This window comes from Rhodococcus sp. IEGM 1379 (assembly GCF_030056815.1).
In the GTDB taxonomy this organism is placed as follows: Bacteria; Actinomycetota; Actinomycetes; order Mycobacteriales; family Mycobacteriaceae; genus Rhodococcus_F.
The window spans coordinates 63,784-88,728 of record NZ_JASHKR010000010.1; the positions used below are offsets into that span (position 1 = coordinate 63,784).

Annotated in this window: 23 protein-coding genes; 16 read left to right on the forward strand and 7 right to left on the reverse strand. The window is 61.8% G+C overall.

Translation table 11 applies throughout. The features are described 5' to 3' along the window. Window positions 1–176 precede the first annotated feature (176 nt). The 4 genes from QM600_RS08625 (at window position 177) to QM600_RS08640 (ending at window position 4,555) form a co-directional block, all read left to right on the forward strand. Window positions 177–1,340: an isochorismate synthase gene (locus QM600_RS08625; RefSeq protein ID WP_283261092.1), complete on the forward strand. Its 1,164-nt coding sequence runs from the start codon at window positions 177–179 to the stop codon at window positions 1,338–1,340. 160 nt (window positions 1,341–1,500) lie between these two features. After that, entirely contained in the window at window positions 1,501–2,793 is a 1,293-nt protein-coding gene (locus QM600_RS08630) for a lysine N(6)-hydroxylase/L-ornithine N(5)-oxygenase family protein (protein ID WP_283261048.1), read from the forward strand. A gap of 132 nt (window positions 2,794–2,925) precedes the next feature. Further along, window positions 2,926–3,882, forward strand: coding sequence for an NHL repeat-containing protein (locus QM600_RS08635; protein ID WP_283261049.1), 957 nt, complete (start codon window positions 2,926–2,928; stop codon window positions 3,880–3,882). Between the two features lie 19 nt (window positions 3,883–3,901). Next, a complete protein-coding gene (locus tag QM600_RS08640; RefSeq protein WP_283261050.1) occupies window positions 3,902–4,555 on the forward strand; it encodes a thioredoxin-like domain-containing protein in 654 nt (217 codons plus the stop codon). A gap of 48 nt (window positions 4,556–4,603) precedes the next feature. Here QM600_RS08640 and QM600_RS08645 read toward each other — a convergent pair whose 3' ends face one another. The 7 genes from QM600_RS08645 to QM600_RS08675 form a co-directional block, all read right to left on the reverse strand. Next, window positions 4,604–5,812, reverse strand: coding sequence for an FAD-dependent oxidoreductase (locus QM600_RS08645; RefSeq protein WP_283261051.1), 1,209 nt, complete (start codon window positions 5,810–5,812; stop codon window positions 4,604–4,606). Between the two features lie 254 nt (window positions 5,813–6,066). After that, window positions 6,067–6,321 carry a hypothetical protein gene (locus tag QM600_RS08650; RefSeq protein WP_283261052.1) on the reverse strand — a complete coding sequence of 85 codons (255 nt, stop codon included), beginning with the start codon at window positions 6,319–6,321 and terminating at the stop codon, window positions 6,067–6,069. A 43-nt stretch (window positions 6,322–6,364) separates the two neighbouring features. Then, on the reverse strand, window positions 6,365–7,435 hold the full coding sequence (locus QM600_RS08655) for a class I SAM-dependent methyltransferase (protein WP_283261053.1): 1,071 nt from the start codon (window positions 7,433–7,435) through the stop codon (window positions 6,365–6,367). A gap of 94 nt (window positions 7,436–7,529) precedes the next feature. Further along, a complete protein-coding gene (locus tag QM600_RS08660; protein WP_283261054.1) occupies window positions 7,530–8,951 on the reverse strand; it encodes an MmgE/PrpD family protein in 1,422 nt (473 codons plus the stop codon). Next, a complete protein-coding gene (locus tag QM600_RS08665) occupies window positions 8,948–9,775 on the reverse strand; it encodes a cyclase family protein (RefSeq protein WP_283261055.1) in 828 nt (275 codons plus the stop codon). Before QM600_RS08665 ends, QM600_RS08660 begins: the two co-directional genes overlap by 4 nt. A 70-nt stretch (window positions 9,776–9,845) precedes the next feature. Then, window positions 9,846–10,688: an HpcH/HpaI aldolase/citrate lyase family protein gene (locus tag QM600_RS08670; protein ID WP_283261056.1), complete on the reverse strand. Its 843-nt coding sequence runs from the start codon at window positions 10,686–10,688 to the stop codon at window positions 9,846–9,848. Then, on the reverse strand, window positions 10,685–11,479 hold the full coding sequence (locus QM600_RS08675) for an IclR family transcriptional regulator (RefSeq protein ID WP_283261057.1): 795 nt from the start codon (window positions 11,477–11,479) through the stop codon (window positions 10,685–10,687). The genes QM600_RS08670 and QM600_RS08675 overlap by 4 nt, the downstream gene beginning before the upstream one ends. 299 nt (window positions 11,480–11,778) lie before the next feature. On the opposite strand from QM600_RS08675, the gene QM600_RS08680 reads away from it, so the two are divergent. The 12 genes from QM600_RS08680 to QM600_RS08735 all read left to right on the forward strand — a co-directional run bounded on the left by QM600_RS08680 (window position 11,779) and on the right by QM600_RS08735 (window position 24,908). Continuing rightward, a complete protein-coding gene (locus QM600_RS08680; protein ID WP_283261058.1) occupies window positions 11,779–13,161 on the forward strand; it encodes an FAD-dependent oxidoreductase in 1,383 nt (460 codons plus the stop codon). An 87-nt stretch (window positions 13,162–13,248) separates the two neighbouring features. Further along, window positions 13,249–14,718: a dihydroorotase gene (locus QM600_RS08685; RefSeq protein WP_283261059.1), complete on the forward strand. Its 1,470-nt coding sequence runs from the start codon at window positions 13,249–13,251 to the stop codon at window positions 14,716–14,718. Between the two features lie 114 nt (window positions 14,719–14,832). Beyond that, a complete protein-coding gene (locus QM600_RS08690; protein ID WP_283261060.1) occupies window positions 14,833–16,041 on the forward strand; it encodes a CaiB/BaiF CoA transferase family protein in 1,209 nt (402 codons plus the stop codon). A 346-nt stretch (window positions 16,042–16,387) separates the two neighbouring features. Then, window positions 16,388–17,437, forward strand: a complete 1,050-nt coding sequence (locus QM600_RS08695) for a class I SAM-dependent methyltransferase (RefSeq protein WP_283261061.1) — start codon at window positions 16,388–16,390, stop codon at window positions 17,435–17,437. Between the two features lie 43 nt (window positions 17,438–17,480). After that, a complete protein-coding gene (locus tag QM600_RS08700) occupies window positions 17,481–17,777 on the forward strand; it encodes a hypothetical protein (protein ID WP_283261062.1) in 297 nt (98 codons plus the stop codon). 73 nt (window positions 17,778–17,850) lie between these two features. Further along, on the forward strand, window positions 17,851–19,401 hold the full coding sequence (locus tag QM600_RS08705; protein ID WP_283261063.1) for an ABC transporter substrate-binding protein: 1,551 nt from the start codon (window positions 17,851–17,853) through the stop codon (window positions 19,399–19,401). A gap of 84 nt (window positions 19,402–19,485) precedes the next feature. Further along, complete coding sequence (locus QM600_RS08710) at window positions 19,486–20,535, forward strand: class I SAM-dependent methyltransferase (protein WP_283261064.1); 1,050 nt, start codon at window positions 19,486–19,488, stop codon at window positions 20,533–20,535. Between the two features lie 11 nt (window positions 20,536–20,546). Beyond that, complete coding sequence (locus QM600_RS08715) at window positions 20,547–21,659, forward strand: ABC transporter ATP-binding protein (protein ID WP_283261065.1); 1,113 nt, start codon at window positions 20,547–20,549, stop codon at window positions 21,657–21,659. Further along, entirely contained in the window at window positions 21,656–22,723 is a 1,068-nt protein-coding gene (locus tag QM600_RS08720) for an ABC transporter ATP-binding protein (RefSeq protein WP_283261066.1), read from the forward strand. Before QM600_RS08715 ends, QM600_RS08720 begins: the two co-directional genes overlap by 4 nt. A gap of 9 nt (window positions 22,724–22,732) precedes the next feature. Next, window positions 22,733–23,020 (forward strand): hypothetical protein, encoded by a 288-nt coding sequence (locus QM600_RS08725; RefSeq protein WP_283261067.1) that lies wholly within the window; start codon window positions 22,733–22,735, stop codon window positions 23,018–23,020. Continuing rightward, the gene (locus QM600_RS08730; RefSeq protein WP_283261068.1) at window positions 23,017–23,949 is read left to right on the forward strand and encodes an ABC transporter permease; all 933 of its coding nucleotides are present in this window, start codon (window positions 23,017–23,019) and stop codon (window positions 23,947–23,949) included. The genes QM600_RS08725 and QM600_RS08730 overlap by 4 nt, the downstream gene beginning before the upstream one ends. Next, on the forward strand, window positions 23,946–24,908 hold the full coding sequence (locus QM600_RS08735; protein WP_283261069.1) for an ABC transporter permease: 963 nt from the start codon (window positions 23,946–23,948) through the stop codon (window positions 24,906–24,908). Before QM600_RS08730 ends, QM600_RS08735 begins: the two co-directional genes overlap by 4 nt. The last annotated feature ends 37 nt before the right edge of the window (window positions 24,909–24,945 follow it).

Consider the following 24,945-nt stretch of genomic DNA (forward strand, 5'->3'; position numbering starts at 1 on the left):
CACGCTCGGCGCGGATCGCATCAACCTCATCTCGACCTCACACAACCGCGGTGACTTTGGACAGCCTAACCACATTGGTACGCAAGTACACAACATCAAAACCTGCAACACAATTTTCGGACAACTAAGGCTAGCCTCAACATAGTAAGGGTCTCGATCAACCTGGAAAGGTGCCCATGTTCGCAGTCGCCGCAGTCGCCGAATACCCGTTGCACACCAACCGATCTGACACCAGCGCGGATTCGGTTTTCTTGCTCTCACGCAGGCAAACGTCGGTTCGAACCTCGGGAGTTGTCGAAGAATTCAACTCGGCGTTCGACGCGACGGAAGCCCTCAAAACCGGTCGTATCGACTCGGTCGTGGGCGCCATTCCATTCGCCCCGACAACCCCCTGCGCTCTCATTGCACCGCTGAGTTTCACCCGAGTTCGAGGTGACCTACATCACGATCAACCGTTCAATCTTCCTCCCGCCCGGGTTACCGATCTCGAACCGAAACCCCGCGCGCACACGGACCGCATTCGCGGCGCGATCACACGACTGCAGGCCGGCGAACTACACAAAGTGGTTCTCGCACGCTCACTGACAATCGAGACGGAATCACCGATCTCACCCACCACACTGGCAAGCCGATTGATCGCACTCGATCAATCGCACAACGGATTTTGTGTTGACCTCTCTCCGGCCGGCGGAGAATATCGCGGACGTTCTTTGGTCGGTTCGACGCCCGAAGTCCTGATTGAACGTCGCGGAAATGTCGTAACGTGTCACCCTCTCGCCGGTTCGATTGCGCGCCAACCTGATCCACAGCAGGATGAGGCGAATGCCCGCGAACTGGTGGCATCCGCGAAAGACTTGACCGAGCATGCTTTTGTAGTCGATTCGATCACCGCGATTCTCGGACCGCTGTGCCGGTCGTATTCTGCGCCGAACACTCCGGAACTGCTTCGCACACCACAACTCTGGCACCTCGGGACCAAGATCCAGGGGGTGTTGGCCGATCCGAATCTGACAGCACTGGAACTCGCGCTGGCATTGCACCCCACTCCGGCAATCTGTGGGACACCAACCGATTCGGCCCGAGACCACATCACTGCGACCGAATCCGATCGCGGCTTCTACGCCGGCGCAATCGGGTGGTGCGACCGGACAGGCGACGGCGAGTGGATGGTGGCCATACGATGTGCCGAGATCGCCGCCGACGGCATGTCTGCTCGTGCGTATGCCGGCGGAGGAATTGTGGCATCGTCCGATCCCGAGGCTGAATTGCGCGAGACGCGCACCAAATTCCGAACCGTTCTCACCGCATTCGGTGTCGCCGAAAGCGATCTCGACACATGACGCGCCCATCTGTCCACTGGGCACGTAGGCGACATAGCGTGGCCGAGTTTTGATACTTTGACATCGATCGCTGCTTGATACAGGTCACGCGCGAATTCTCATATCCTTAGGTGGACAACACGGTTCACTGACATTTTCACGAAAATATCAAGAGGAGATCATGCAACCCGGCCATTCGACACCACACCATGACGACATAATCGATGTGATCGGAGTCGGATTCGGTCCGTCGAATCTGGGCCTGGCCATCGCTATTCGAGAGTACAACGAGGTTCGGGATTCGCGGGACCACATTTGCGCTCGGTTCGTCGAATCGAAGCCTGCATTCGGTTGGCATCCCGGCATGTTGATTCCTGACACAACCATGCAGGTTTCCTTCCTGAAGGACCTGGCTACACAACGCAACGCCACCAGTCGCTTCACGTTTCTCAACTTCTTGGCCGAGCACGAGCGACTGAGTCATTTCGTGAACTACCAGACCTTCTTTCCCACGCGGATCGAATTTCACAAATACTTGGAATGGGCAGCCGCCACCGTTGACGCAGCCGTCGACTACGGCACTCGGGTAGTCGAGATCAGAAGCACCGAAGACTATTTCGAGGTCACGACCAACGGCACGGCCGAAGGAACGCTCAGAGCACGCAACATCGTCATGGCCGGCGGGCTGACGGCCACACTGCCCGACGGCGTCTCCCCCACCAACCGCCAGTTCCACAATCACAACCTCTTGTTCGATCTGGCGGAACTACCGCCGGTCCGCAACAATTCCTTTGTTGTCGTCGGCGCGGGACAGAGCGCTGCCGAAGTGGCACGGTATCTCCATTCGACGTACCCGCAGGCCGAGGTGCACGCCGTCTTCGGAAAATACGGGTACAGCCCGTCCGACGACAGCCCTTACGCCAACCGCATATTCGACCCCGTCGCTGTTGACGATTTCTACTCGTCGTCACCGGATGTTCGGGAGCAACTACTCAAATACCACCGCGGAACCAACTATTCGGCGGTCGACCTGCCACTGATCGAAGAGCTGTACGCGCTGGAGTATGCCGAACGCGTACAAGGCCCGCGGCGCCTGTTCATCCATGGGGCTTCGTCGATCACCGACGTCCATGAAGATGCCGACGGAGTGAATGTCACCGTCGAGCACCGCCCTACCGGGCTTACCGAGACTTTCCGCAACGACGCCGTCGTATACGCGACGGGGTTCAAGCCCATGGACCTACCGGCCATCCTCGGACCGCTGTGCGACAGAGATGATTTTGATCAGCACGGTCCTTCGGTGACGCGCGACTACCGCTTGAAAACCAATCAGGACTGCGACGGGGCAATCTTTCTCCAGGGCGGTACGGAGCACTCACACGGGCTCACCTCGTCACTGCTGTCGAACATTGCCGTGCGATCGGGCGAGATCCTTCAGGCGGTCGTGTCACGAAGGGCAACCGTGGCCGCCTGACACACCGGTCTCCCACCGCGTCCAGTTACCTTTGTCCCGCATTCTCCACCGAAGTCCCGATTGCGCAATTAGTCTGAGACCGTTGCGTCTCGCAGCGGTAGCAATCGACTTCTCCCAACGGAGGAATACGCAGTGACATCGAAACAACGAACCGTCCGCAAGGCGGCAACTGTTGCCATCGCATCCGCAATGACTGTCACCATCGGTGGCCTTACTGCGCCCGCGCAAGCCGCCACCAGTTTCGATGTTCTTTGCACACCCACTGATACGGGACTATCCGAACTCTCCGGTTTGGCCGTGTCGGACAGTCGAATGTACGCGATCGGGGACAGCGGTGCAGACGACCGGATCGCCGAACTCGACGCAACGTGCCAGGTCACTCGATGGGTCTCAGTGGGCGCGCCAACCGTCGATGTCGAAGATCTCGACTCCACCGCCGACGGCACCTTGTGGCTTGCCGATATCGGGGACAACAACAAGGTGCGCTCGTCGGTTGCGTTGATCGGATTCGATCCCGACACTGCAACAGCCACGACGCACCCGCTGTCCTATCCCGACGGGGCGCACGACGCCGAGGCCCTGTTGATCCAGAACGACGGATTACCGGTCATCGTGACCAAGGACTACCTCGGTTCAAGTTACGTCTACACGCCCGCCGATCGGACCAGCGTTCACAGCCTCGACACATCGGTACCGACACCGCTGAGCAAAGTCGGGCACCTTCAGTTCACGCCGACCACGACGCCGGGCGGGCCGATCAACGGCGCCGGAACGATGGCCGTCACCGGCGGCGCAGTCAGCAAGGACGGGACAGTGGTGGCTCTGCGCACCTACACGGATGTGTATCTGTATCTGGCACCGGACGGCGACGTCGTGAAAGCCCTGTCCACCAGAGCAATCCGAGTTCCCCTTCCCAACGAACCGCAGGGTGAGGCAATCACGTTCAACGACGACGGCGATCTGATCAGCGGTTCCGAGGCGTATCAGGGCCCACTACCTCCACTGAAAATTCTCCGGGGAGCCACTGCGATCGCAGAATCAGGTGCCGGAACCGGTTCAATGGGTTCGCTGGGTTCGACGGGTTCCTGACTGCCGATATCATCGCGGAGTGAACACACGAATTCGGGCAATCATCGCGGTAGCCGCAGCACTGGGGATCGCTGGATGTGCCCAGACAGTTCAGGGCACAGCGCTCCCCGATCGGTTTGTTCCGAGCGCCGACAATCCCGATCCGTCAGAAGCAATTGACGGTGTCACGTTTGTCGAGTACTCGGCCGCGTTGCATGTCGGACCCAATGAACGTGTGGCATACACACATTCACCGCCGTTCGGTGGTCAGCACGACAGTGTGTGGGCAAAATGCACGGGAATTGTCTACCCCCAGGCAATCCGAACCGAAAATGCCGTCCACTCACTCGAACACGGCGCGGTCTGGATCACGTACAACCCCGACCAGGTGTCGGATAGCGACATCGAGCGACTCGCCGAGCGCGTCGACGGAATGAGCTACACGCTGATGTCTCCGTATCCGACGCTCGACGCCCCGATCTCGTTGCAGTCGTGGGGCCATCAACTCAAACTCGAGCGTGCCGACGACCCACGAATCGATCAGTTCATCTCGGCCTTGCGACTCAACCCCACGACATACCCCGAGGTCGGCGCCACCTGTTCGGTACCGCCGTCGAGCTTCGACCCGAACAACCCGCCGCCGTTCGACCCCACTACTCCGGATCCGAGTTCTCCCTACACGATTCCGGAGTAGTCGGGGTTCAACGGCCGTAAAGACTCATGCCACCGTAGGCTGCGAAGATCAAGCTTGTCCGACGCGCGCCTGACCAGTCCTTCGTGAGTCGGCGACGAGCACAGAGGCGTACTCTGCCATCCTGTTTTGATAGCCGGAGATTGCTCCGACCAGCGAGCCCTGAGAGGCCACCGCATCGGAGAGCGCTCGAGTCAATTCGGAAGCATCCCGTATCGCGGTATTTGCTCCCATCGCCAGTACCGGGCTCATTGCGTGGATGGCATCGCCGATCAGTGTGACGCGACTCGGCTCCCAGACCGGCACCGGGGCCGCCGTGGAGACTCTAAGAGCCAGAAGCGATTCCTTTTCCCAGAGTGCCAAGAGCTGGCGTATTTCCGGGTGCCAGTTATCGTCGACAAGCTTTTCGGCTACCCCATAGAGGGATTGGTAGTCGAGTTGGCGTAGCGCACCGACCGATGGCATGGCTGGATGGTCGGCCGGAGCTCCGACCATGAATGCGAGATAGTCGTCAACGGCCGTAACCCTGACCGGCGGATTGGTGGCCAGCCCCGCCAGATCAGGTCGTTGGTCAAATTGCACCGGCCCGATACCGACATGCGGTTGGCCCGGTCCTGCAGTTACGACGCTGAAGATGCTCTCGAATACCCACGCGGGCAACAATTCCGATGTTTCGGCGTCGAGCGGTATCCTGCCGTAGATCAGGCGCAGTCCGGCATCCTTGACTTCGGCATCCGGAAGGAGAAACTTGCGCACCGTTGAGCCGACACCGTCAGCACCTACGAGCAGATCAGCAGTCGCGACCCGCCCATCGGCAAACTCCGCAGTTACCGTGCCGTCCTCCTCCTGACGGTAGCTCAGCAACTGCGCCCCGTAGTTCACGTTCTCCCCGAGGCCCGACAACAGAATTTCCCTCAGAGTTGCGCGATTGAACGACCGAGGGGAAGTGGCACCCGCCGACCGACTTTGCGCGGATGTGGCAGGGTCCGACAGCATTTCGAGCTGGCGATTTCGGACGGTTACTCGCGGCGGAGGTGATCCTGCGGTTGCCAGCGACAGCTCGAACAGGTGCGGCGGTAAGCAGTGCTGTAAACCAGCGAGTCCGGGTTCGCCTAGCTGGATCCGGTATCCCTGGGGGCGTTCGCCTGGGTACGAATCTCGTTCGTACACTGCGACATCAAGGCCGCGACTGCTGAGCCCGTGCGCAAGCACGAGACCGCCGAGTCCGGCGCCGATGATCATGACTCGATTTTTTTGCATAGCCCTGCCTTCGTTTTTCTCTCACGAAGGAAGCACTGGATTCCACGGAGGGAATGACGCCTCGAGGGCGCAGCTCTGAAAGACCATTCTGGAGCTATTTTTTGCGCGTTCCGTTTAACTTCGACAGGTTAGCGCGGTTGAACGTTTACCACGGCAGATTGTGTCCATCGTTACACGCATTTCGGTACCGACGATGGCGAAGGAAGCAACGATGCCGTCGTCAGACTGTGGATACCGCGCACCTTTCGTAGTAGTTATCGCGCCACCAGCAGGGGTGCCCCGAGAACCTTGTGGATCACGCGTTGACGCTCGCGACGCAACCGAGTGCCGAGCGCCTCGGCGGGCTCGTGCAGATCGACGTCGTCGACAGTGACGACATCAGCGTCTTCAAGTACCTGTTCGAGGGTCATCACCCGGTCACGAAGGATCCACAGTTCCTCGGTGAGGGCGGTGACCATGCGCGCGAGCTCATCGTTCGTCGCATTCTGAAGGTATGACGGGCTGGCCATGTATTCGAAGTCCTTCTCTAGGAGTAGTTCTCGGTCGAAGTGCTTACGCGTCGGCCGGCTTGACGCCGCGGGTGACCCACGGATAGTTACCCTGGCCGACGCCGAACTCTTCGACGTCGACGAAACCGGCGTCACGCAACAGTTTTGCCCGGTCCTGCAGCAACGCGCCACGCCAGAACGGCTCGTCTCGGTTCTCGGTCTCCCAGTCCAAGACCACACACCGGAACAACGAATCCTGGTAGCGGTACGGGGCGACGTCGGCCAGGAGGACTTCACCGCCGGGCTTGGTGACGCGGAACGACTCGGCCAGAATGTCCTTCGCCGCTGGCACCGGCACCTCGTGCAGCAGGATGAACGCGGTCGTCAGATCGAAGGTGTCGTCCTCGTACGGGGTGGCCTCGCACGCCGCTTGCCGCAGGTCCCATTCGAAACCGTTGCGGCCAGCGATCAGCTTCGCGTGTTCGAGTTCGGTACGGCCGAGATCGACACCGGAGATCTTCGCCTCCGGGTAGGCACGCTGGATGGCACAGGCGTAGCGACCGGTTCCGATGCCCATTTCCAGAATCCGGTCGTAGCGGTCGGCGCGGCCCTGCTGGGCTGCGGTATACCGCTGATCGGCAAACGACTCTCCGGGCTTAACCGCGCCGATGCCACCCGTGGCGAAGAGCAGGTCGTACACGTAATCATGGATCATGAAGCCCATGCGCTCGTGGCCTTCCCAGCCGCCCGGAGCGAGGTGAAAGTCAGTCTCGCTCCAGTACTTCGGCGGTACGACACTGGGATCGAGCACGATCGCGCCACCCTTGTGGGCGTTCGCAGCGTATTCGGCTTCCACGACGTCGCTACCGTCGTCGTACGCCTCACGGGCGGCGACGAACTGCCGCTCACCGGAGAAACGGGTGTAGAAGCGGTCCCAGGTGTAACTCTGCGACTGCTCCAGCAGAGCGGCAGCAGCGCGGATCCGCTGCTGCTCACCTTCCGGCAGTTCGACGCCGTCGAGGAGGACGTCGAGATCCTGCGCAGCCCTGCCTTGCAGTTCCTTGCCGCTCCACGCAGCGAGGTCCGCGAGGAAGTTGAAGTTGGCGCGGCCACGTTGCTTGAGTCCTGTTGCCATCGGGTCAATCGTTCCTTTCGTCAGGTGCGCTCGGCAGCGAGTGCCGACATTCCGATTGAGAGCGGTTCGCCCAAAACATCACGTGGGCAGGGACTTACCCCCGCAACTGGTTCATCAGCTCGGTCAGGCTGCCACCGCCGGCAAGACCGAGTGCCTGCTCGGCGATGATCGAGGCGTGCTCGGCGCCAAGCTTGGCGTCCGCATTGAGCTTGAACTTGGTGATGAGTTCTTCTGCAGAAAGCGGATTTCCGGGACCGCCGCGGTTGAAGTCCACTCTGACCTCATGGCGGTGTCCGTCCGTGGTCACCACCCGGAGCACAGCTGGGAACTGGTGGGGGTAGATCTCGTTACAGCGCTCGTCCTCGACACACGTCACCTTGGCTGCAAGAGCGAGACGTTGCTCGTCCTTGGCCGCTTCATCGGTGAAATCGTGGTGACCTAGGCCCAGACCGCTACCGCCCGACAGTGCTGCCGCAACGGTGTACGGGCCACTGAACGCTGCGTGGTAACCCGACTTGGGTCGGGCCTTCTCCTCGACCGGTTGCGCGATGGTGCGCAGTACCGGACCGGAGACGCCGAGTTCGATCGACTCGATCTGCTCGGGCAGCACACCCTGTCCACGAATCGCGAGGGCAGCATCGATACCCGCGTGGGTGAAGTGATTACACGGGTACGGCTTGAAGAAGACCCCGGGCAACTCCCAATGCTCACCGAGGCGATCGACCACCGCTGCTGCATTGGAACGCTCACCGCAGTAGGCGTACAGGAAGCCGAAGCGACCCTCGATCACCGTCGGCGGTCCTGTGAGTCCGTGCTTGGCCAACTCTGCCGCGCTCACACCGGAGTGCGCCGCCCACCCGCAATGCGCGCGCTTGACGGTGCCACCGGTCCGGTTGGCTTCGATGAGGCCGGCGCCCATGCTAGCGGCGATGCCGGCTGCGTGGGCGATCTGATCGGCGTCGAGGCCGTACACCATCGCAGCCGCGACGGCGGCACCGACGGCACCACAGATCGAGGTGGCGTGCAGTCCACGCTCGAAGAACTCGGAGTTACCCAATTCTTCGTCGTAGCCGCCCATTCCGAGTCGAACAGCCACCTCGATACCGACACCGGCGGCGTCGAGCATCGTCTCGGCGGAGGCGCCGGTTGCTTCCGCGACGGCAAGCGCTGCAGGAATCACCGAGGCCGACGGGTGCAGGACAGATGGCAGGTGGGTGTCATCGGAGTCCATCGAGTGTGCCAGCGTGCCGTTGACCAAAGCCGCTGCGGCGGCCGGGAATTTGGCTCCAGTCCCGATACCGGTCGAGGACTCGTGACCGCCCCAGTTCTTGACGACGGCGGTCACCGCCTTGGCTGGGGTCTCGTCGCGGGCGGCGACGCTGTTGCCGAGCAGGTCCAGCACCCGCCTGGCGACGTCCTCACGGAGGTCCGCCGGCAATCCAGTCGCAGACACATTGAACGCCAATGCGGCCAACTGCTGGACGACGGTCAGGTCTGCGGCGATCGAGGTGCTCATGCGCTCAGGACCGCGACGGGGCGGACCGGGGAACCGGTTCCGCCGACGATGCGCAGCGGCGCCATCACGAAAGTGAATTCCGTCAGATTCTGCTCCGACGCATCCTCCATATTGAGATGCTCGATGATATGAATACCGTTCACCACCAGAAGAATTCGGTGCACCGGCAGGACACTGTGGCCGGACCCGGCCGGAATATGCTCGTACGCGGTGGTATCGGATCCGGTAGCGACGATACCGAAACTTGCCAACCACTCGGCAGCTTCGACGTTAGGGCCGGGGACACCGTCGGTCTGGCCGAGGTAGACGTCCTGGTCGCCGAAGTTACGTGCCCAGCCGCTGCGCACCAGCACCACATCACCCTTGCGTGGGGTGACGCCGGCTGCGTCGGCAGCACCCTTCAAGTCGTCGGCCGTGATTGCGTAACCGGCCGGCAAGGTATCGACGCCGTGCAGTTTCGCGACGTCGAGGAGCAGGCCCCGCGTCATCATGAACGGAATCTGCTCGGCACCTTTGTCTTTGAATCGGCCTCCGGCCTGGGCTTCGTAGGCGTCGACGTCACCGTTGAGTTTGCCACAGTCGCTGACATGCGAGAGAGCGTCGACGTGTGTGCCGACGTGTCCACCGGTCACGATGATTTCGTTGGCAGCGGAGCCGCCGTCGGGGCGCACCATGTCGCCGTGGCGACGGATGAGCGTCATCCGGAAGCCCGGGTGATTCGGGGAGCACGGCATCCCGGTGAAGTACGGGTGACCCAACTCGATCGAACGCACGCCGGCAGATACCGCGCCGAGCAACGAATCTGTGGTGGTCAGTGCTGTCATAACAACTCCTGAGAGGTTCTGGGAGGAAAGGTGATTCGCCGAGGCCAGTGTTCAGCTCGGCGGGAAAAAGTCAGGATGCGGGTTTCTCGCGCCGTGCGAGCGAGAGAACCACACGAGCCTGCTCGACGACGGCCGGGTCGATGAAACGGCCGTCGGCGGTGAGCAAAGCGGCTGATCCGTTGTCGGCAGCCTGCTGGGCCGCATCGACGACGGCCTGTGCTGTAGCGATCTCGGCATCGGTGGGAGTGAAAACGTCGTTGACGATCAGGATCTGAGAGGGATGGATGACGGTGCGGCCGTGGAACCCACACTCGCGGGCGCGAATACTTGATTCGCGAAGTCCTTCCAGATCTCGCACGTGCGTCCAGACACTCTGAGCCGGCGACGGCAATCCTGCTGCCCGAGCGGCAGTTACAAGCCAACCACGGGCCCAGTCCAGCCCGTTCGGGCCGACTCGAAGATCCGCGGAAAGATCGGCCTCGCCGAGGCTGATGCCGACGACGCCGGGATGTGCACGCGCCAGTGTCGGCGCATCGAGCAGTCCCCGCGCAGTCTCGAGGATCAGCTGAAGTGGCAACTGCGAAGCTCCGGCGACCGCGCACACCGACTCTACCGATTCGGCTTTCGGAAGACGCAGTCCGGCGATCGACGTACCTGTCAGAGCTGTGATGTCGCGCTCATGCCACGGACTTCCGGCCTGGTTGATCCTGACCCAGACCTCTGGTCCGTCAACGGAATTCCCGTGATCGGCCGCGACCGCGACTGCGTTGGCGCGAGCCCGTGCCTTTGCATCGGCCGGTACCGCATCCTCGAGATCGATGATGACCGCATCGGCACCGCTGCCGAGCGCCTTCGGTATCAACCCCTCTTTATGTCCGGGGACGTACAGCCAGGAACGTGCGGGTGCTCTCATGGATTCTTTCTTACGATCGGATCGGGAAGACCACCACGCCATCCGAGTGCGCGGGACACACGGTCGGATGCCGCGACGATCAAATCGGTATGGGTTTGACGGAAGGTCTCGGTAATACGATGTGCCGGGCCGCAGACCGAAAGCGATCCGACAACTCTGCCGTCGAGGTCGAATATCGGTGCCGCCATCGACGCGGCATCTTCCTGCCGTTCGCCCCTGGACTGTGAGTACCCTTCGCGTCGTATCTGCTCCAACACATCACCGAGCACGGCGGGGTCAGTGATCGTCTGCGACGTCAGCGGCGGAAGTTCATGCGTAAGAGCGTCTTCGATCTGTTCCGGCGGCAGGAAGGCCAGGATACAACGTCCCGAACTGCCGCTGTGAAGCGGGAAGCGCCGGCCTAACTCCACCACCATCTTGATATCTCGCGGACTTTCGATCTGATCGAGATATACGCGCCCGCCCCCTACCAGCGCCGACAACGTGGCTGTTTCATCGGTGAGTCGTGCAATTTCTTCGAGCACAGGCCTGGCGACTTCCCGCAACGGCGACGTGCGCAATGCGCGAGCGCCGAGCGCGGCCGCGGCAGGTCCCAGCGAATAGCCGCGGTCAGCGCTACCGGAGACAAGCAACCCACGATCCACGAAGCTGGTGAGCACACGGTGCACCACCGCCTTCGACAGATCGAGATCGCGGGCAATCTTGGAGACACCGAGAGTCTCGTCGCCGTCGACGAAGAGCAAGAGAATGTCTGCGGCTCTATCCGCCGAGGTAGTCCCCTGGGTTACCACTGGGCTGCCGCCTTTCGCCGTACTCGACCATTGTCATTCAATGTATAGCATGTTTCCATGAGCGGAACACTGATGCCAGACATCTGTCGGTTGACTCAGGGAGACAGCTAACCCGGACGTAACATTCGTTCTCTAAGATTGACGTTGACCTGCAGTGAAGTACTGTGAAAGAGTCTGCACACAGACTCAAGGTCGGCGTTTCGCTAAGCGGAACGATAAGGTGAACTCAAAACCCTGGTGCATTCCAGGCTGTCTACGCTGCGTGGCACGCAGAAAAATAAAGGAGGCATGGTCCCGCCATGAACGCACCAGCATCGAGCACCGAAGGACCCGACCTCGTCGTGGCGGGTGCCGGCGGCGGACTGGCCGCTGCGCTACGGGCGGCCGAACTCGGCCTCGACGTCCTCGTCGTGGAAGCCAGCGAGCACTTCCGCCGCGGCAACAACACGTCGATGTCGACGGCGATGATCCCGGGGGCCGGATCACGCTGGCAGGTAGCCGAAGGTGTGGAGGATTCCCCGGAGCAGTTTGTCGCCGACGTGATGAAGAAGACCAAGGGTTCCGCAGATGCGCGGTTGACGCAGGCCATGGCCGAAGTCAGTGCGCCACTGGTGGAATGGATGGCCGATCACCTCGCGATTCCGCTGACCCTGGTTACCGATTTCGCCTACCCCGGCCACTCGGCATTGCGCTGCCACACCATCGAAGGTCGTCACGGCTCCGTACTCCTGGACTATCTCGTCCAGGCCGTATCCGTGAGCGAGAAGATCGACCTTTTGACCCCCGCCCGGTTGACCGAAGTTCTGCTCGACGATGATCGCACTGTTCGCGCCGTCGTAGTAGCAATGCCCGACGGCAGCAGAGAAGAAATCCCCACGCGCGCTGTCGTTCTCGCAACCAACGGATACGGCGGTAGCCCCGAACTTGTTCGCGAGCTTGTTCCCGAGATTGCAGATGCCCGCTACCACGGCAGCGAAACATCCTTGGGTGACGCTCTGCGAATCGGAGCGGAACTGGGCGCGGACACCGCTTTCCTGGACGCCTACCAGGGCCACGCTGCACTGTCGAAGAAGGCCACCTCGCTGGTCGGCTGGGCAACGATCATGCACGGCGGTATCGTTCTCGGACAAGATGGTCGACGCTTCGGCGACGAGACCACCGGATACTCCGAATATGCCGCCACCTTGGCCGCGCAGCCCGGTTCCGAAGGTTGGATCGTCATCGACTCGGCCATCTTCGACAAATGCCTGGCCTTCACCGATTTCCAGCAGACGGCCGATTCCGGCGCCTTTGTCTGGGCGGATACAGCCGCCGATCTGGCTCCGGTCACCGGCCTCCCCACTGACGCCGTAGCGCAGGAACTTGCCGATATCGCTGCGGTAGCGATCGGAGCAGCGACCGATTCACACGGCCGAACATTCTTCGCGAACCCGCTTGTTGCCCCGTATGCGGCCGTCAAGATCGTACCGGCGCTCTTCCACACACAAGGCGGGCTCGTCGTCGACGAACATGCCCGGGTACTGCGCCCCGACGGCACCCCCATCACCGGCGTGTACGCCTCGGGCGGCGCTGCCATGGGCATCTCCGGGCACGGCGCCTCCGGATACTTGGCCGGCAACGGCCTGCTGCCCGCACTGGGATTGGCATACCTTGCCGCCAATTCCATTGCCGCACAGCACTAAAACCGACAAGACCACTAGAAACCCCTCAACCTCGGTTCACCTGAACTGCTCCGGCGGCCCAATGCCACCGACGACGAAAGGATCCTCATGACGAGTATCTCGCTCCTGATCAAGAACGCTCTGGTCGTGCGCCCGGGCGCCGACGCCCCCGAGAACGGCGAACTGCTCGACATCGCCATCGTCGACGGCAAAATCACCCGCCTCGAAGCAAACATTGCGGCAGAAGAAGCTGAGAAGGTTATCGACGCGGCCGGCAAGGTCGCGTTCCCCGGCGTCGTCGACGGTCACCAGCACTGGGGCATCTACAACCCGCTCGGCGAGGACGCCTCGATCGAGTCCCGCGCCTGCGCACAGGGCGGCGTCACCACGTCGCTGTCGTACATGCGCACCGGCCAGTACTACATGAACAAGGGCGGCGCGTATGCCGACGTGTTCCCCGAAGTTCTCGCCGAGACCGAAGGGAAGCCGTACGTCGACTACGCGTACCACCTGGCTCCGATGTCGAAGGAACAGATCGGTGAGATCCCCTCGCTGATCACCGATCACGGTGTCACGTCCTTCAAGATCTTCATGTTCTACGGCAGCCACGGCCTGCACGGCCGCTCGAGCGACCAGAGCGAATTCCTCATGATCCCGAAGGAAGAGCGCTACGACATCGCTCACTTCGAATTCGTGATGCGGGGTATTCAGGCTGCCCGTGAGCAACTCGGCGACAAGGCTGATCACATCTCGCTCTCGCTGCACTGCGAGACCGCCGAGATCATGAGCGCCTATACCAAGATCGTCGAAGAAGAAGGCACTCTGACCGGCTTGGCCGCGTACAGCGCGTCACGCCCGCCGCACTCCGAGGGCCTGGCCGTCACCATCGCTTCCTTCCTGGCTGACGAGACACAACTCCCGAACATCAACTTGCTGCACCTGACCTCACGCAAGGCCCTAACCGCCGCGATGCGTATGGCAAAGGCATTCCCGCACATCAACTTCCGTCGCGAAGTCACCATCGGGCACCTGCTCGCCGACATCGACACCGCCTACGGCCTCGGCGGCAAGGTCAACCCGCCGCTGCGTCCGCGTGAAGACGTCGAGGCGCTGTGGGAGCACCTCGTTGCCGGCGACATCGACTGGGTCGTCTCCGACCACGCATGCTGCAAGGACGAGAAGAAATTCGCCGAAGATCGTGGCGACATCTTTGCGGCCAAGTCCGGCTTCGGCGGTGCCGAATACCTGCTGCCCGGACTGCTCACCGAGGGACGCAAGCGCGGCCTGAGCCTTCGCCGCATCGCGGAACTGACCGCATCCAACCCGGCCGAGCGCTACGGCCTACCCGGCAAGGGACGCATCGAGGTCGGATTCGACGCCGATATCGCCTTGATCGACCCCGCGCACACCTACACGGTGCGTGCCGAAGATTCCGAGTCGGCTCAGGAATACACGCCGTTCGAGGGCTTCGAGCTGACGGCCAAGGTCACCGACACCTTCGTTCGAGGCAACCATGTGTTCGCGGACGGCACCGTGTCGGGAGAGCCTGTCGGTCGCTACCTGCACCGCCCGTACTGATCTTCGCGCCTCACTCCACAGCGCCCGGCGGGGCGGTCGCGCTTCGAACCCTGCCCCGCCGGTGCTCCACCCCGACCTTCTCCTGTAACTGCGCCCCACAGATCCCGAGGAACCGTGACCGCTTCAACTGAACCCACCGGCCCACTGAAGGGCATTCGAGTCCTCGATGTCTCGACGATTCTTGCCGGGCCCCTGGTGGCCCAGATCCTCGGAGATTTCGGTGCCGACATCATCAAGATCGAACATCCGAGCAAGCCGGACGGAATGCGTGGCCACGGCTTGGAGAAGGACGGCCAACCGTTGTGGTGGAAGATGGTGGCCCGCAACAAGAAGACCCTGTCGCTGTATCTCGGATCCGCAGAAGGAGCCGAGATATTCAAGAAACTCGTCGCGGACGCGGACGTCGTCATCGAAAACTTCCGCCCCGGCACCTTCGAGAAGTGGGGTCTCGGGTACGACGTACTCTCCGAACACAATCCGGGGCTGATCATGTTGCGTGTCACCGGTTTCGGCCAAACCGGCCCCTACTCCACGCGTCCGGCTTTTGGCACGCTGGTGGAATCAATGAGTGGGTTTGCGCATCTGACCGGTGCTGCCGACGGTCCCCCTACTCTGCCCGCTTTCGGGTTGGCAGATTCGATCGCCGGGATCGCCGGGTCATCCGCCGTGTCCATGGCGCTGTACAGCCGGACTCAGAACGAAGGCAAGGGCCAGGTCATCGATCTGGACCTGCTGAGCCCCATCATGACGGCTGTCGGGCCGGGCGTCATTTACGCCGATCAACTCGGCATCGACCAGAAGCGATCCGGCAATCGCTCCAGTAACAATGCACCCCGGAACCTGTATCTCACGTCGGACGAACACTGGCTGGCCATCTCTACCAGCGCAAACTCCATCGCCGAGCGTGTCCTTGAACTTGTCGGACATCCCGAGGTCATCGCGGAACCGTGGTTCGCCACCGGCCGCGAACGCGCCAAACACGCCGATCTGCTCGACGGCTACGTCGGTGACTGGATTCGAGCTCGCACCCGGGACGAGGTCATCGCAGCATTCGAGGAAGCCGGTGCCGCCGTAGCTCCCGTGTACAAGCCCAGCGATCTGCTCAGCGATCCCCAGGTTCAGTCCATCGGCATGACCACCACCGTGGACGACGCCGATCTGGGCCCGATGCAGATGCAGAACGTCATGTGGCGAATGAGCGAGACGCCCGGCAACATCCGATACACCGGGCGTGCTCATGGCGCCGACACCGTCGAGATCCTCCGCGACTTGGGTCTCGACGAGACCGATATTGCTGCGCTACACGCGCGCAACGTGGTCTGACACAGCCCACGCCGGCAACACGGATCTCGAGATTTACCGCGAAGTAACATTCCGCGACGTTTTGAGGGCTCAAGGGTCTCTCAACACCAACTCATCGAACAATTCCCATACTGTGTGACTCTTATTCCCAAAATTTGGGACGATTCGAGGCGCGCGAGAACATCGTGAACCGGCCGTTACCTGCCTCAGAGCTCCAGGTTTACACAACGGCAACATTACGGCCCATAACCGCCGAGATTCCCTGACAGGCAACACAAATACCGCCTTGACGCAGGGTTCAGCAACCGCCTACAGTCTGGCTATCCACACTGTGGCAATACTCTCACCACATAGCGAATGGACAGACATGAAGGTTGAACTGAAGCAACGAGGACGTGCAGGACTGCAGTTTATCGGTTCTGTGCAGGAGTTTTCCGGCAAGACCCTCCAGTCTGCCGCCGAAGCCGAATACACCGCCGCAGTGCCGAACCCTCCGCTTGACCTGGATGCTCGTCGCGAATCCGTTAACTCAACGTTGGATTCTTCCGCATGCTGGAAATTCGATCGCCTCCTCACCCGCTGGGTCGCCGAAGAGATCTACATTCGCGCACTACCTGCAATCGAGAAGGTCCGCCCTGAAGTCGAGGCCTGGCTCGACGTCAAGGAACCCAGTGGATCGCTAACCCTGAACGCCGATATCGAGGTTCCCGCATACTGGGAACATGGATTCCATCTTACCCCCGGAGGTTGGGACGGCCACGACCTGATGGGTCCGGCCATCTCGGAACTCGTCTTCAACTACGTTCTCACCCCCGGCGGCGTCGGCGCAGTGCGTACCGGCTCCAACCCGCTCGACCAGCGTGCACTGGTAGCCGGCGAAGCACCCCGCGATACTTACAAGCACATCATCGACTTCGGCGCAGGCACCGGCAGGTTCACCTTCGCACTACGCGGCGCGTTCCCCGACGCACGCATCACCGGTGTCGAACTGTCCCAGTCCGCTCTGCGACATGCCTTCGCACTGGCTTCGCACCAGCAGCTCGATATCGAATGGATTCACGCATCCGCCGAGCAGACCGGCCTCGAATCCGAATCAGCCGACCTGGTCGCGTTCTACACCCTGATGCACGAGGTCCCGGTCGCAGCGAACAAGAAGATCCTCGCCGAGGCCTTCCGAGTACTCGAACCCGGTGGACACCTCCTTATCAGTGAAATCGCACCGTACGACAAGCAATCGGCATTCCGCGCGGTTGTACTCGACTGGGAGACCGAAAACCGCGGCGAACCGTACTGGCGCGACGTGATGGCGACGGATTGGCCTGCGGCCCTTGCCGATGCCGGCTTCACCGAGATCGAGGCCTACGGCGTAGGCGGTGGCGTGTACCCCTGGGTCACCCGGGCCACCAAGCCGCTCTGACTTAGCCGCGCCACCGACCCAACAGCCGATACAGGAGAACGACATGTCCGCAGCAGTCGCGCCCGACCGCCCGCAGTACCTCGAATCCGCGAGATTGGACGATCTCGCCCGCATGGTCACCGAACTGACCTCCGAGCTATGGATTCTCAAGGACCGCAACATGATCCTGGAGAAGATCCTCGAAAACAGCGGCGTGCTCACCAGCAGCGCCGTCGACGAATACCAGCCCGACGCAACCCTGTCGGCAAGCCTTCTCGACGAGCGTCGAGCACTGGCAGAGCGCATCTTCGGAGCAATTCTGCCGTCCGACGACCGTGTAGCCCGCGCGCTCGAGCACTGACAAACTCGCACATAGCTCGCTTTCAATCTCTCGAAAACCTCACTCGCACAGTTCATTTAATCAAGGAGTTCTCGTGGCCCCCCGCAACCCCCTCTCCGGCGTCTCTGTGGACCGCCGACGCTTCCTGCAGTTCGGCGCTATGGGCGCGGGCTTCCTCCTGGCCGGCAGCGCGTTGACTGCTTGCTCTACCGGAGCAGAATCCTCCGGCACTGTCGCCGACCGCCTCGTCATCGGCACCACCACGTCGATCAATCCGTTGACCGGCCTGAACTCGTCCTACCAGACCTACCAGTACAACGCTTTCGATTCCATCGTCCGGTTGCTCGCCGATTCGAGCGAACCCGAAGCCCGAATCGCGACCAGCTGGACCACCGTCGACTCCGTCACCACCGACTTCGTCATCCGTGACGGCGTGAAGTTTCACGACGGCACCACCGTAACCGCCGAAGACGTCGCCTTCTCCTTCACCGAGAGCATCGACAAGAAGTTCGCCACCGCGACGGTCCTCGCAAACATCGCCAGCGTCGTCGCAATCGATCCCACCACTGTGCGCGTAGTGACCAAAACGCCCGAACCGCTCCTGATGAACATCGTCGCGCAGGTCTTCATCGTCCCCAAGGCCGCTTTCCTGGCTGCCGGTGGCGCCGACGGCTTCGCCCAGAACCCGATCGGCAGCGGCCCGTATCGCATCGCCCCCGGTTTCGATATCGACAACGCAGTCACCTTCGAGGCCTTCGCCGACTTCTGGGGCACCCCGGCGGTCACCCCGACGGTAGAACTGCGCTACTTCTCCGATTCCAGCGCCATGGCTGCTGCATTCGAATCGGGACAGCTCAACATCGCTCACGAACTTCCGGGCAGCGCACTGCAGACGCTCGCCGGAAACAGCGACTTCGAGGTCACCTCCGCATTCAGCGGTAGCCAGAACATGATGCAGTTCAACACGGCAAAGGCGCCGTTCAACGACATCCGAGTCCGCCAGGCTGCCAACGCAGCGATCGACGCGCAGGGCCTGATCGACGCCCTGACCTACGGTGCCGGCACGCTGGAAGCCGGCCAGCTGCCGATCAAGTCCGTCTTCGGCTACACCGACTCCATTACCGCGCCTGCATTCGACAAGGACAAGGCCCGCAAGCTACTCGCAGAAGCCGGTGCCGAAGGCGTCGAGATCCTGATCTCCGGGCTGAACTTGTACAAGCCGCTCCTCGAAGCAATCGGTGGGCAGTTGGCTGCAGTCGGTTTCAAGCCGACCATCCAGGCCAACGAAGCCTCCGTGTGGATCAGCCAGTTTCGCGAAGGCACCGACGCGGACCTCTTCTTCCGCGGCACCTCCTACACCGGCGTCTTCGACGCGGATCGCCCGTTCTCGTTCGTCTCGTCGGGTAAGCGTCCGATGGTGTCAGACCCGAAATGGACCGAGCTGTACGCCGCCAGTCGCCAAGAGCTCGATCGTGCTGCCCGTGAGAAGAAGTTGTTCGCCTGCAGCGAGTACATCAAGGAACAGTCGTACATCCTCTTCACCTATGCTCGCCCGTCCGTGGGCGGCGTGAGCGCCGGCACGAAGGGCGTCGATTTCACCACCGGCATCATGCTCCAGTTCGACCAAGCCACCACCAGCGCCTGATTTACCCGTGCGGGGCCACGCATGAGGGGTGGCCCCGCATTTCCTCTGTCGATCAGCTCGTGAATGTTTGAAGTAGGAGTCCCAGTGACCACAAGCACGCCATTGCCCAAGGGTGAGCTCATCGACCAGCGTGGGCGCTCCGAACTGGAATTCCTGCAAGCACTACGAGCTGGACTGACACCACTGCGCACGCAAGTTCGCGAGCGCGTCGACGCTACGGGCGTTCTCGACACCCCGTACGAGGACATCGCAGAACTGCGTACTCGTGTCGACGGAGTAGTCGACGAACTCCAGGCTCACCGCCTGATCGGTGCCATCCTGTCCTGGAGCCGCGGAGTTGCAACACCCCGCGCTGCAGCGGCTTTCGATCGCAAGCGATCCGAATTCAAACTGCTCGCAACGCCCGTCAGCGAGGTCGTCGACTACATCGGTGACGACGTTCCCCGCTACTGGGACTACGAGTTCCACGGCACGGCCGGCGGCTGGGACGGACACCCACACATGGGGTTCATCCACCACGAAATGATCTACCACTACCTCCTGAAGAAGATCTTCCCCGGGGATCTCTTTGCTCAGCGCGGCATGATCGCTGCCGCGGCACCCGCGGACACGTACGATAACATCGTCGATCTCGGTTGTGGCACAGGACAATACACGCTCAAGATCGCCGAAACCTACCCTAAGGCAAAGATCACCGCTGTCGACCTGTCCCGCACCCAGGTTCAGTACGCGCTCCGCCGAGCCGAAGACGCCGGTGTCACCATCACCGGTGTCCACGCCGCCGCCGAAGACACCGGTCTACCCGCTGGTGAAGCCGATCTGGTCACGTCCTTCATCCTGTTGCACGAGGTTCCCCCGCACACGATCCGCCAAGTGTTCGTCGAAGCCTTCCGGCTCCTGAAGCCCGGTGGGCACGTTCATTTCTCCGACGTTGCGCCGTACTCGGAACGCTCCCCCTACCAAGCCTGGCTCGACGACTGGGACGCCGCCCATGGAAACGAGCCCTGGTGGCGCACTTCCGCAACCATCGACCTGGTGCAAGCAGCAGCTGACGCTGGGTTCGTCGACATCAACCAAGCAGCTCACGGACCCGAGTCGTACCCGTGGGTGACTACCGCTTGCAAGCCCGAATGAGGATTTCTGACGTGAGAACTGCACCCCCCACTGCGCGCCCCTCCACTACTGAGCCACTCGCGCTGTCGTTTCGCGACGTCACCGTCCACCTACCCCGCACCAAGGACGAGTTGCAGATTCTGCACGGTGTCAGCTTCGAGGTACCGGCCGGGCAGGTAGTCGCCCTCGCCGGCGAGTCCGGTTCCGGAAAATCCACTGCGATGCTCGGCGCCATGCGCCTGCTCCCGTGGGGAGCTCGGATCGGCGGTTCGATCATGGCCGGCGACAACGACATCGCGACGATGAGCAAAGCGGAACTGCGTCAGTTTCGCGCCGGCAAAGCACGCGTCATCTTGCAAGACCCGTGGAGTTCACTGCACCCGATGCACAGCATCGGTGCACAGCTGATCGAATCGGCACGATCGGCAGACTCGAATCTGTCCAAAACGGATGCCCGCACCCTGGCTGCCGAAACTCTGGCGCGGGTCGGAATTCCCGACGCGGAGTCCCGTCTCAAGAGCTACCCGCACCAAATGTCGGGCGGTCAGCTGCAGCGCGTTGTCATCGCAATGGCATTGGTAGCCAAGCCTTCTCTGCTGCTGTGCGACGAACCGACCACCGCACTCGATGTCACGACGCAAGCGCAGATTCTCGAACTGCTCCGTGAGCTGAACCGCGAGATGGGTCTGACCATCATCATCGCGACGCACGATCTGGACGTAATCGCCGGCATCGCGGATCGCCTGGTCGTGATGTATGCCGGCGCTGTCGTTGAACAGGGCCCGGTCGCCGAGGTCATGAGCAACCCGAAGCACCCGTACACGTGGGCCTTGTTGCAGACGGCCCCCGAGCACAATTCCGGAGCCCGCCTCCGCACCATCGAAGGCCGCCCACCGGCACTCGACAACCTGCCCCCCGGTTGCTCGTTTGCACCCCGTTGCGATTTCGCCGCCGACGAATGCCACACGCGCCGAACACAGTTGGTCACGCTCGACGCCACCGGCAATCGTATGACCGCGTGCCTGCGCGTACAGGACGACGCAGTCGCCGAATCAACTGTCACCGATCCGCTGGATCTAATTGACACCGATCCGCTGGATCCCACTGTCACCGATCCGACTCTGGAAGCGAGCGCCCAGCGATGACCTCCCAACCCGAAACAATTCTCGATCTCCAGGACGTCCACCAACACTTCCCCGGCCAGGGTCGTCAGACCATCCGAGCCGTCAACGGTGTCTCCCTCTCGGTTCGCAAGGGTGAGACGGTGGGCCTGGTCGGCGAGTCGGGCAGCGGCAAGACCACGGTCGGCCGAACCGCACTTCGCCTCTACACGCCTACCTCCGGAAAGATCGTGTTCGAAGGTCAGGACGTCAGTAACGTCAAGGGCCGCAAGCTGTCCCAGATTCTGCGCCGTCGCTCGGCGATGGTGTTCCAGAATCCGTCCACCTCGCTCAATCCGTTCCTCAAGCTCGAGGACGTCCTGACCGAACCCCTGACCGTGCACGGTATCGGTGACAAGTCCGCTCGCCGCCGAGCCGCAGCCGAGATGCTCGATCAAGTCGGACTCGGCAGTGAGATGGCGGGCCGCTACCCCCACGAACTCTCCGGTGGTCAACGTCAGAGGGTGGGCATCGCCCGTGCGCTCATGCTCGATCCCACGCTGATTGTGGCCGACGAGCCCACTGCTTCACTCGACGTGTCGGTTCAGGCGCAGGTGGTGAATCTCCTTCAGGACATTCAGGCCGAGCGTGGACTGTCCTACCTGTTCATCAGCCACGATCTGTCTTTGGTTCGTCACCTCAGCCACCGCATCGCGGTGATGTATCTGGGCCGGATCGTAGAAACCGGAACGTCCGACGAGGTTTTCGACGAACCGCTGCACCCGTACGCGGTGTCGCTGGCCTCGATGCAGCTCAGTCCGGAGAACCGCATCCTGCCCAGTGGCGATCTCCCCTCACCGAGTAACCCGCCGTCAGGCTGCCCGTTCCACACCCGATGCGCCATCGCCCGCGACACGTGTGCGGTGAACGAGCCGGTACTGACCACTGTTCCCAGCACATCCGGAGGAGAGAGCCGTCAGGTTGCCTGCCACTTCCCCGGCGAACTCACCCTGAACTCGAGCACACACAGTGTGACTGCGCCGCGGTCGCCATTGCCGCTGACCGTCGAGACGCGCTCGCACGCTCTCTCCACCTCCACCAGTAGTTAGGACGAACCCATGCCAGGATTCGCACTGGACGACCCCCGGTATCTGAACGCAGATACCGACAACGACGCGCTGATGCGTATGCTCCTCGAACTTGCTTCCGAGGTGTGGGTACTGCGCGACCGCCAGATTCTGCTCGAGAGCGCGCTTCGCAAGAGCAACACACTGACTGCGGACGAGTTGGATGCACCGATCACCGATCCGGAACTGCGCGAGACGGTCAAAGTTGAACGTGACCAACTCATTACGCGACTGATCGCAGCCGCGTCGAATCGCTACGAAGTACCGGCGACGTCATGAACGTTCTCGACTACCTCTGGCGGAAGCTTCTCCTTCTTGCCATCGTCATCGTCGGTGTCACGACGTTCCTGTTCGCGATCTCCCGCATGTCCGGCGACCCGGCCGTACTGATGTCTCCCCCGGAGTCCAGCGACGCCGTCATCGACGCCACCCGTGAGCGTCTCGGCCTCAACGCCCCGCTGCTCGTTCAGTACTTCGACTCGATCAAGGGCGCCTTCACTTTCGACTTCGGCACGTCCTTCGTATCCAAGGTCGATTCGGGAACGTTGGCGATCGACCGTCTCGTCCCGAGTCTCTCGATCGTGATTCCCTCGATCCTTCTCGCGGCTCTGCTCGCAGCCTGCATCGGCACCTACGCCGCGCTGAACCAGGCAAACAAGCGTGGCCGAGCACTCATGGCCGGCGCCTTCATCCTCGACGGTATCCCGTACTTCATCCTCGCTCTGATGTTGGTCCTGATCTTCGCGATCACCCTCGGCTGGCTTCCCGCCACCGGTTCGAAGGGAATGCTCAGCCTGGTCATTCCTGTCACGGTCCTTACCGTGCAGGGCTTTTCGACCATGACGCGTTTGACACGCGGACAGTTGATCGACGCACTGGGTCAGGGGCCCGTCACCATGGCCAAGTCCAAGGGCCTTTCACCGAGCACAGTGCTGGTCAAACACGCGATGCCACTTGCCATTCCCCCACTGGTCGCATTCCTCGGCATCCTGTTCTCGCTGATGATGGGCTCACTGCTGATTCTCGAACCTCTACTCAACTACGCCGGACTCGGCCAGTTGCTGGTTCGCAGCGTTTCTTCGCGAGACTTCCCGACTGTGCAGGCCTGCGTGTTTGTCATGGCCGTTCTGATCACCGTCGTCAATATCGCGATGGACGCGGTTGTGCGCATTCTCGACCCCCGACTCCGAACGAAGGTGTCCGCATGACGTCTACAGCCTCCAGCAAGAACGCCATCAGCAACAATACTGCCTCCGCAAAGCAAGCACCCAAGGCTGCGCAGCGATCACCCGGACGCACCCGTGAGGTGTTCGGCAAAGCCTGGTCGAACCCGACCGGCAAGATCGGCTTCGTTATTCTCGGGATACTGGTCATCGCAGCGGTGTTCGCTCCGCTGCTGGCCGGTCAGGATCCCACCGTTCAGACCCTGTCGGCAACCAACACCAAGCCGTTCTGGCTCGGCGGAGAAGGCGGCTATCTCTTCGGTACGGATGCTCTCGGCCGCGACGTCTTCAGCCGTGTGCTGCACGGCCTTCGACTGAGCCTTGCGATCGGTGTCATCACCGCCACGATCAGCGCCGCACTCGGGCTCATTCTGGGTATCCTTGCCGGCTACTACGAGCGATTCCTCGGCAGTTTCCTGCTCCGAATCGCCGATATCCAGTTCGCGATCCCGTTCATCGCCGTCGGTATCGCACTGACTGCGGTACTCGGCCCCGGAATCTTCAATCTTGTTGCGGTCCTAGCAATCTGGGCTTGGACCCTGTATGCCCGTACCATCGTCAACTCTGTCTCCCAGGTACGACGCCTCGATTTCGTGACTGCGGCCCGCACACTCGGCGCATCCACGCCCCGGATCATGCTGCGGCACATCGCCCCCAGCGTGGTCGGACCAATCGTGGTGTTGTGGTCGACAAGCGTCGGCGTCACCGTCCTCGCGGAGAGCGGCTTGAGCTTGCTGGGACTGGGAGTCCAGGCACCAGGCTTCTCCCTCGGATCGATGCTTGCCGACGGCCAGACCGCTTTGCGCCTGTCCTGGTGGTCGGTGGCCTTCCCAGGCTTGGCACTGCTCTTGATCGTGCTCGCGTTCAACATGATCGGCGACGCGCTTCGCGACGGCTTCAACCCCAGTTCCGCCGCCAAACCGCACAACCCCGAGCTCACCTGAGTTCACGCACAACGACAAGTCCCGCGCGCCGGCCAAC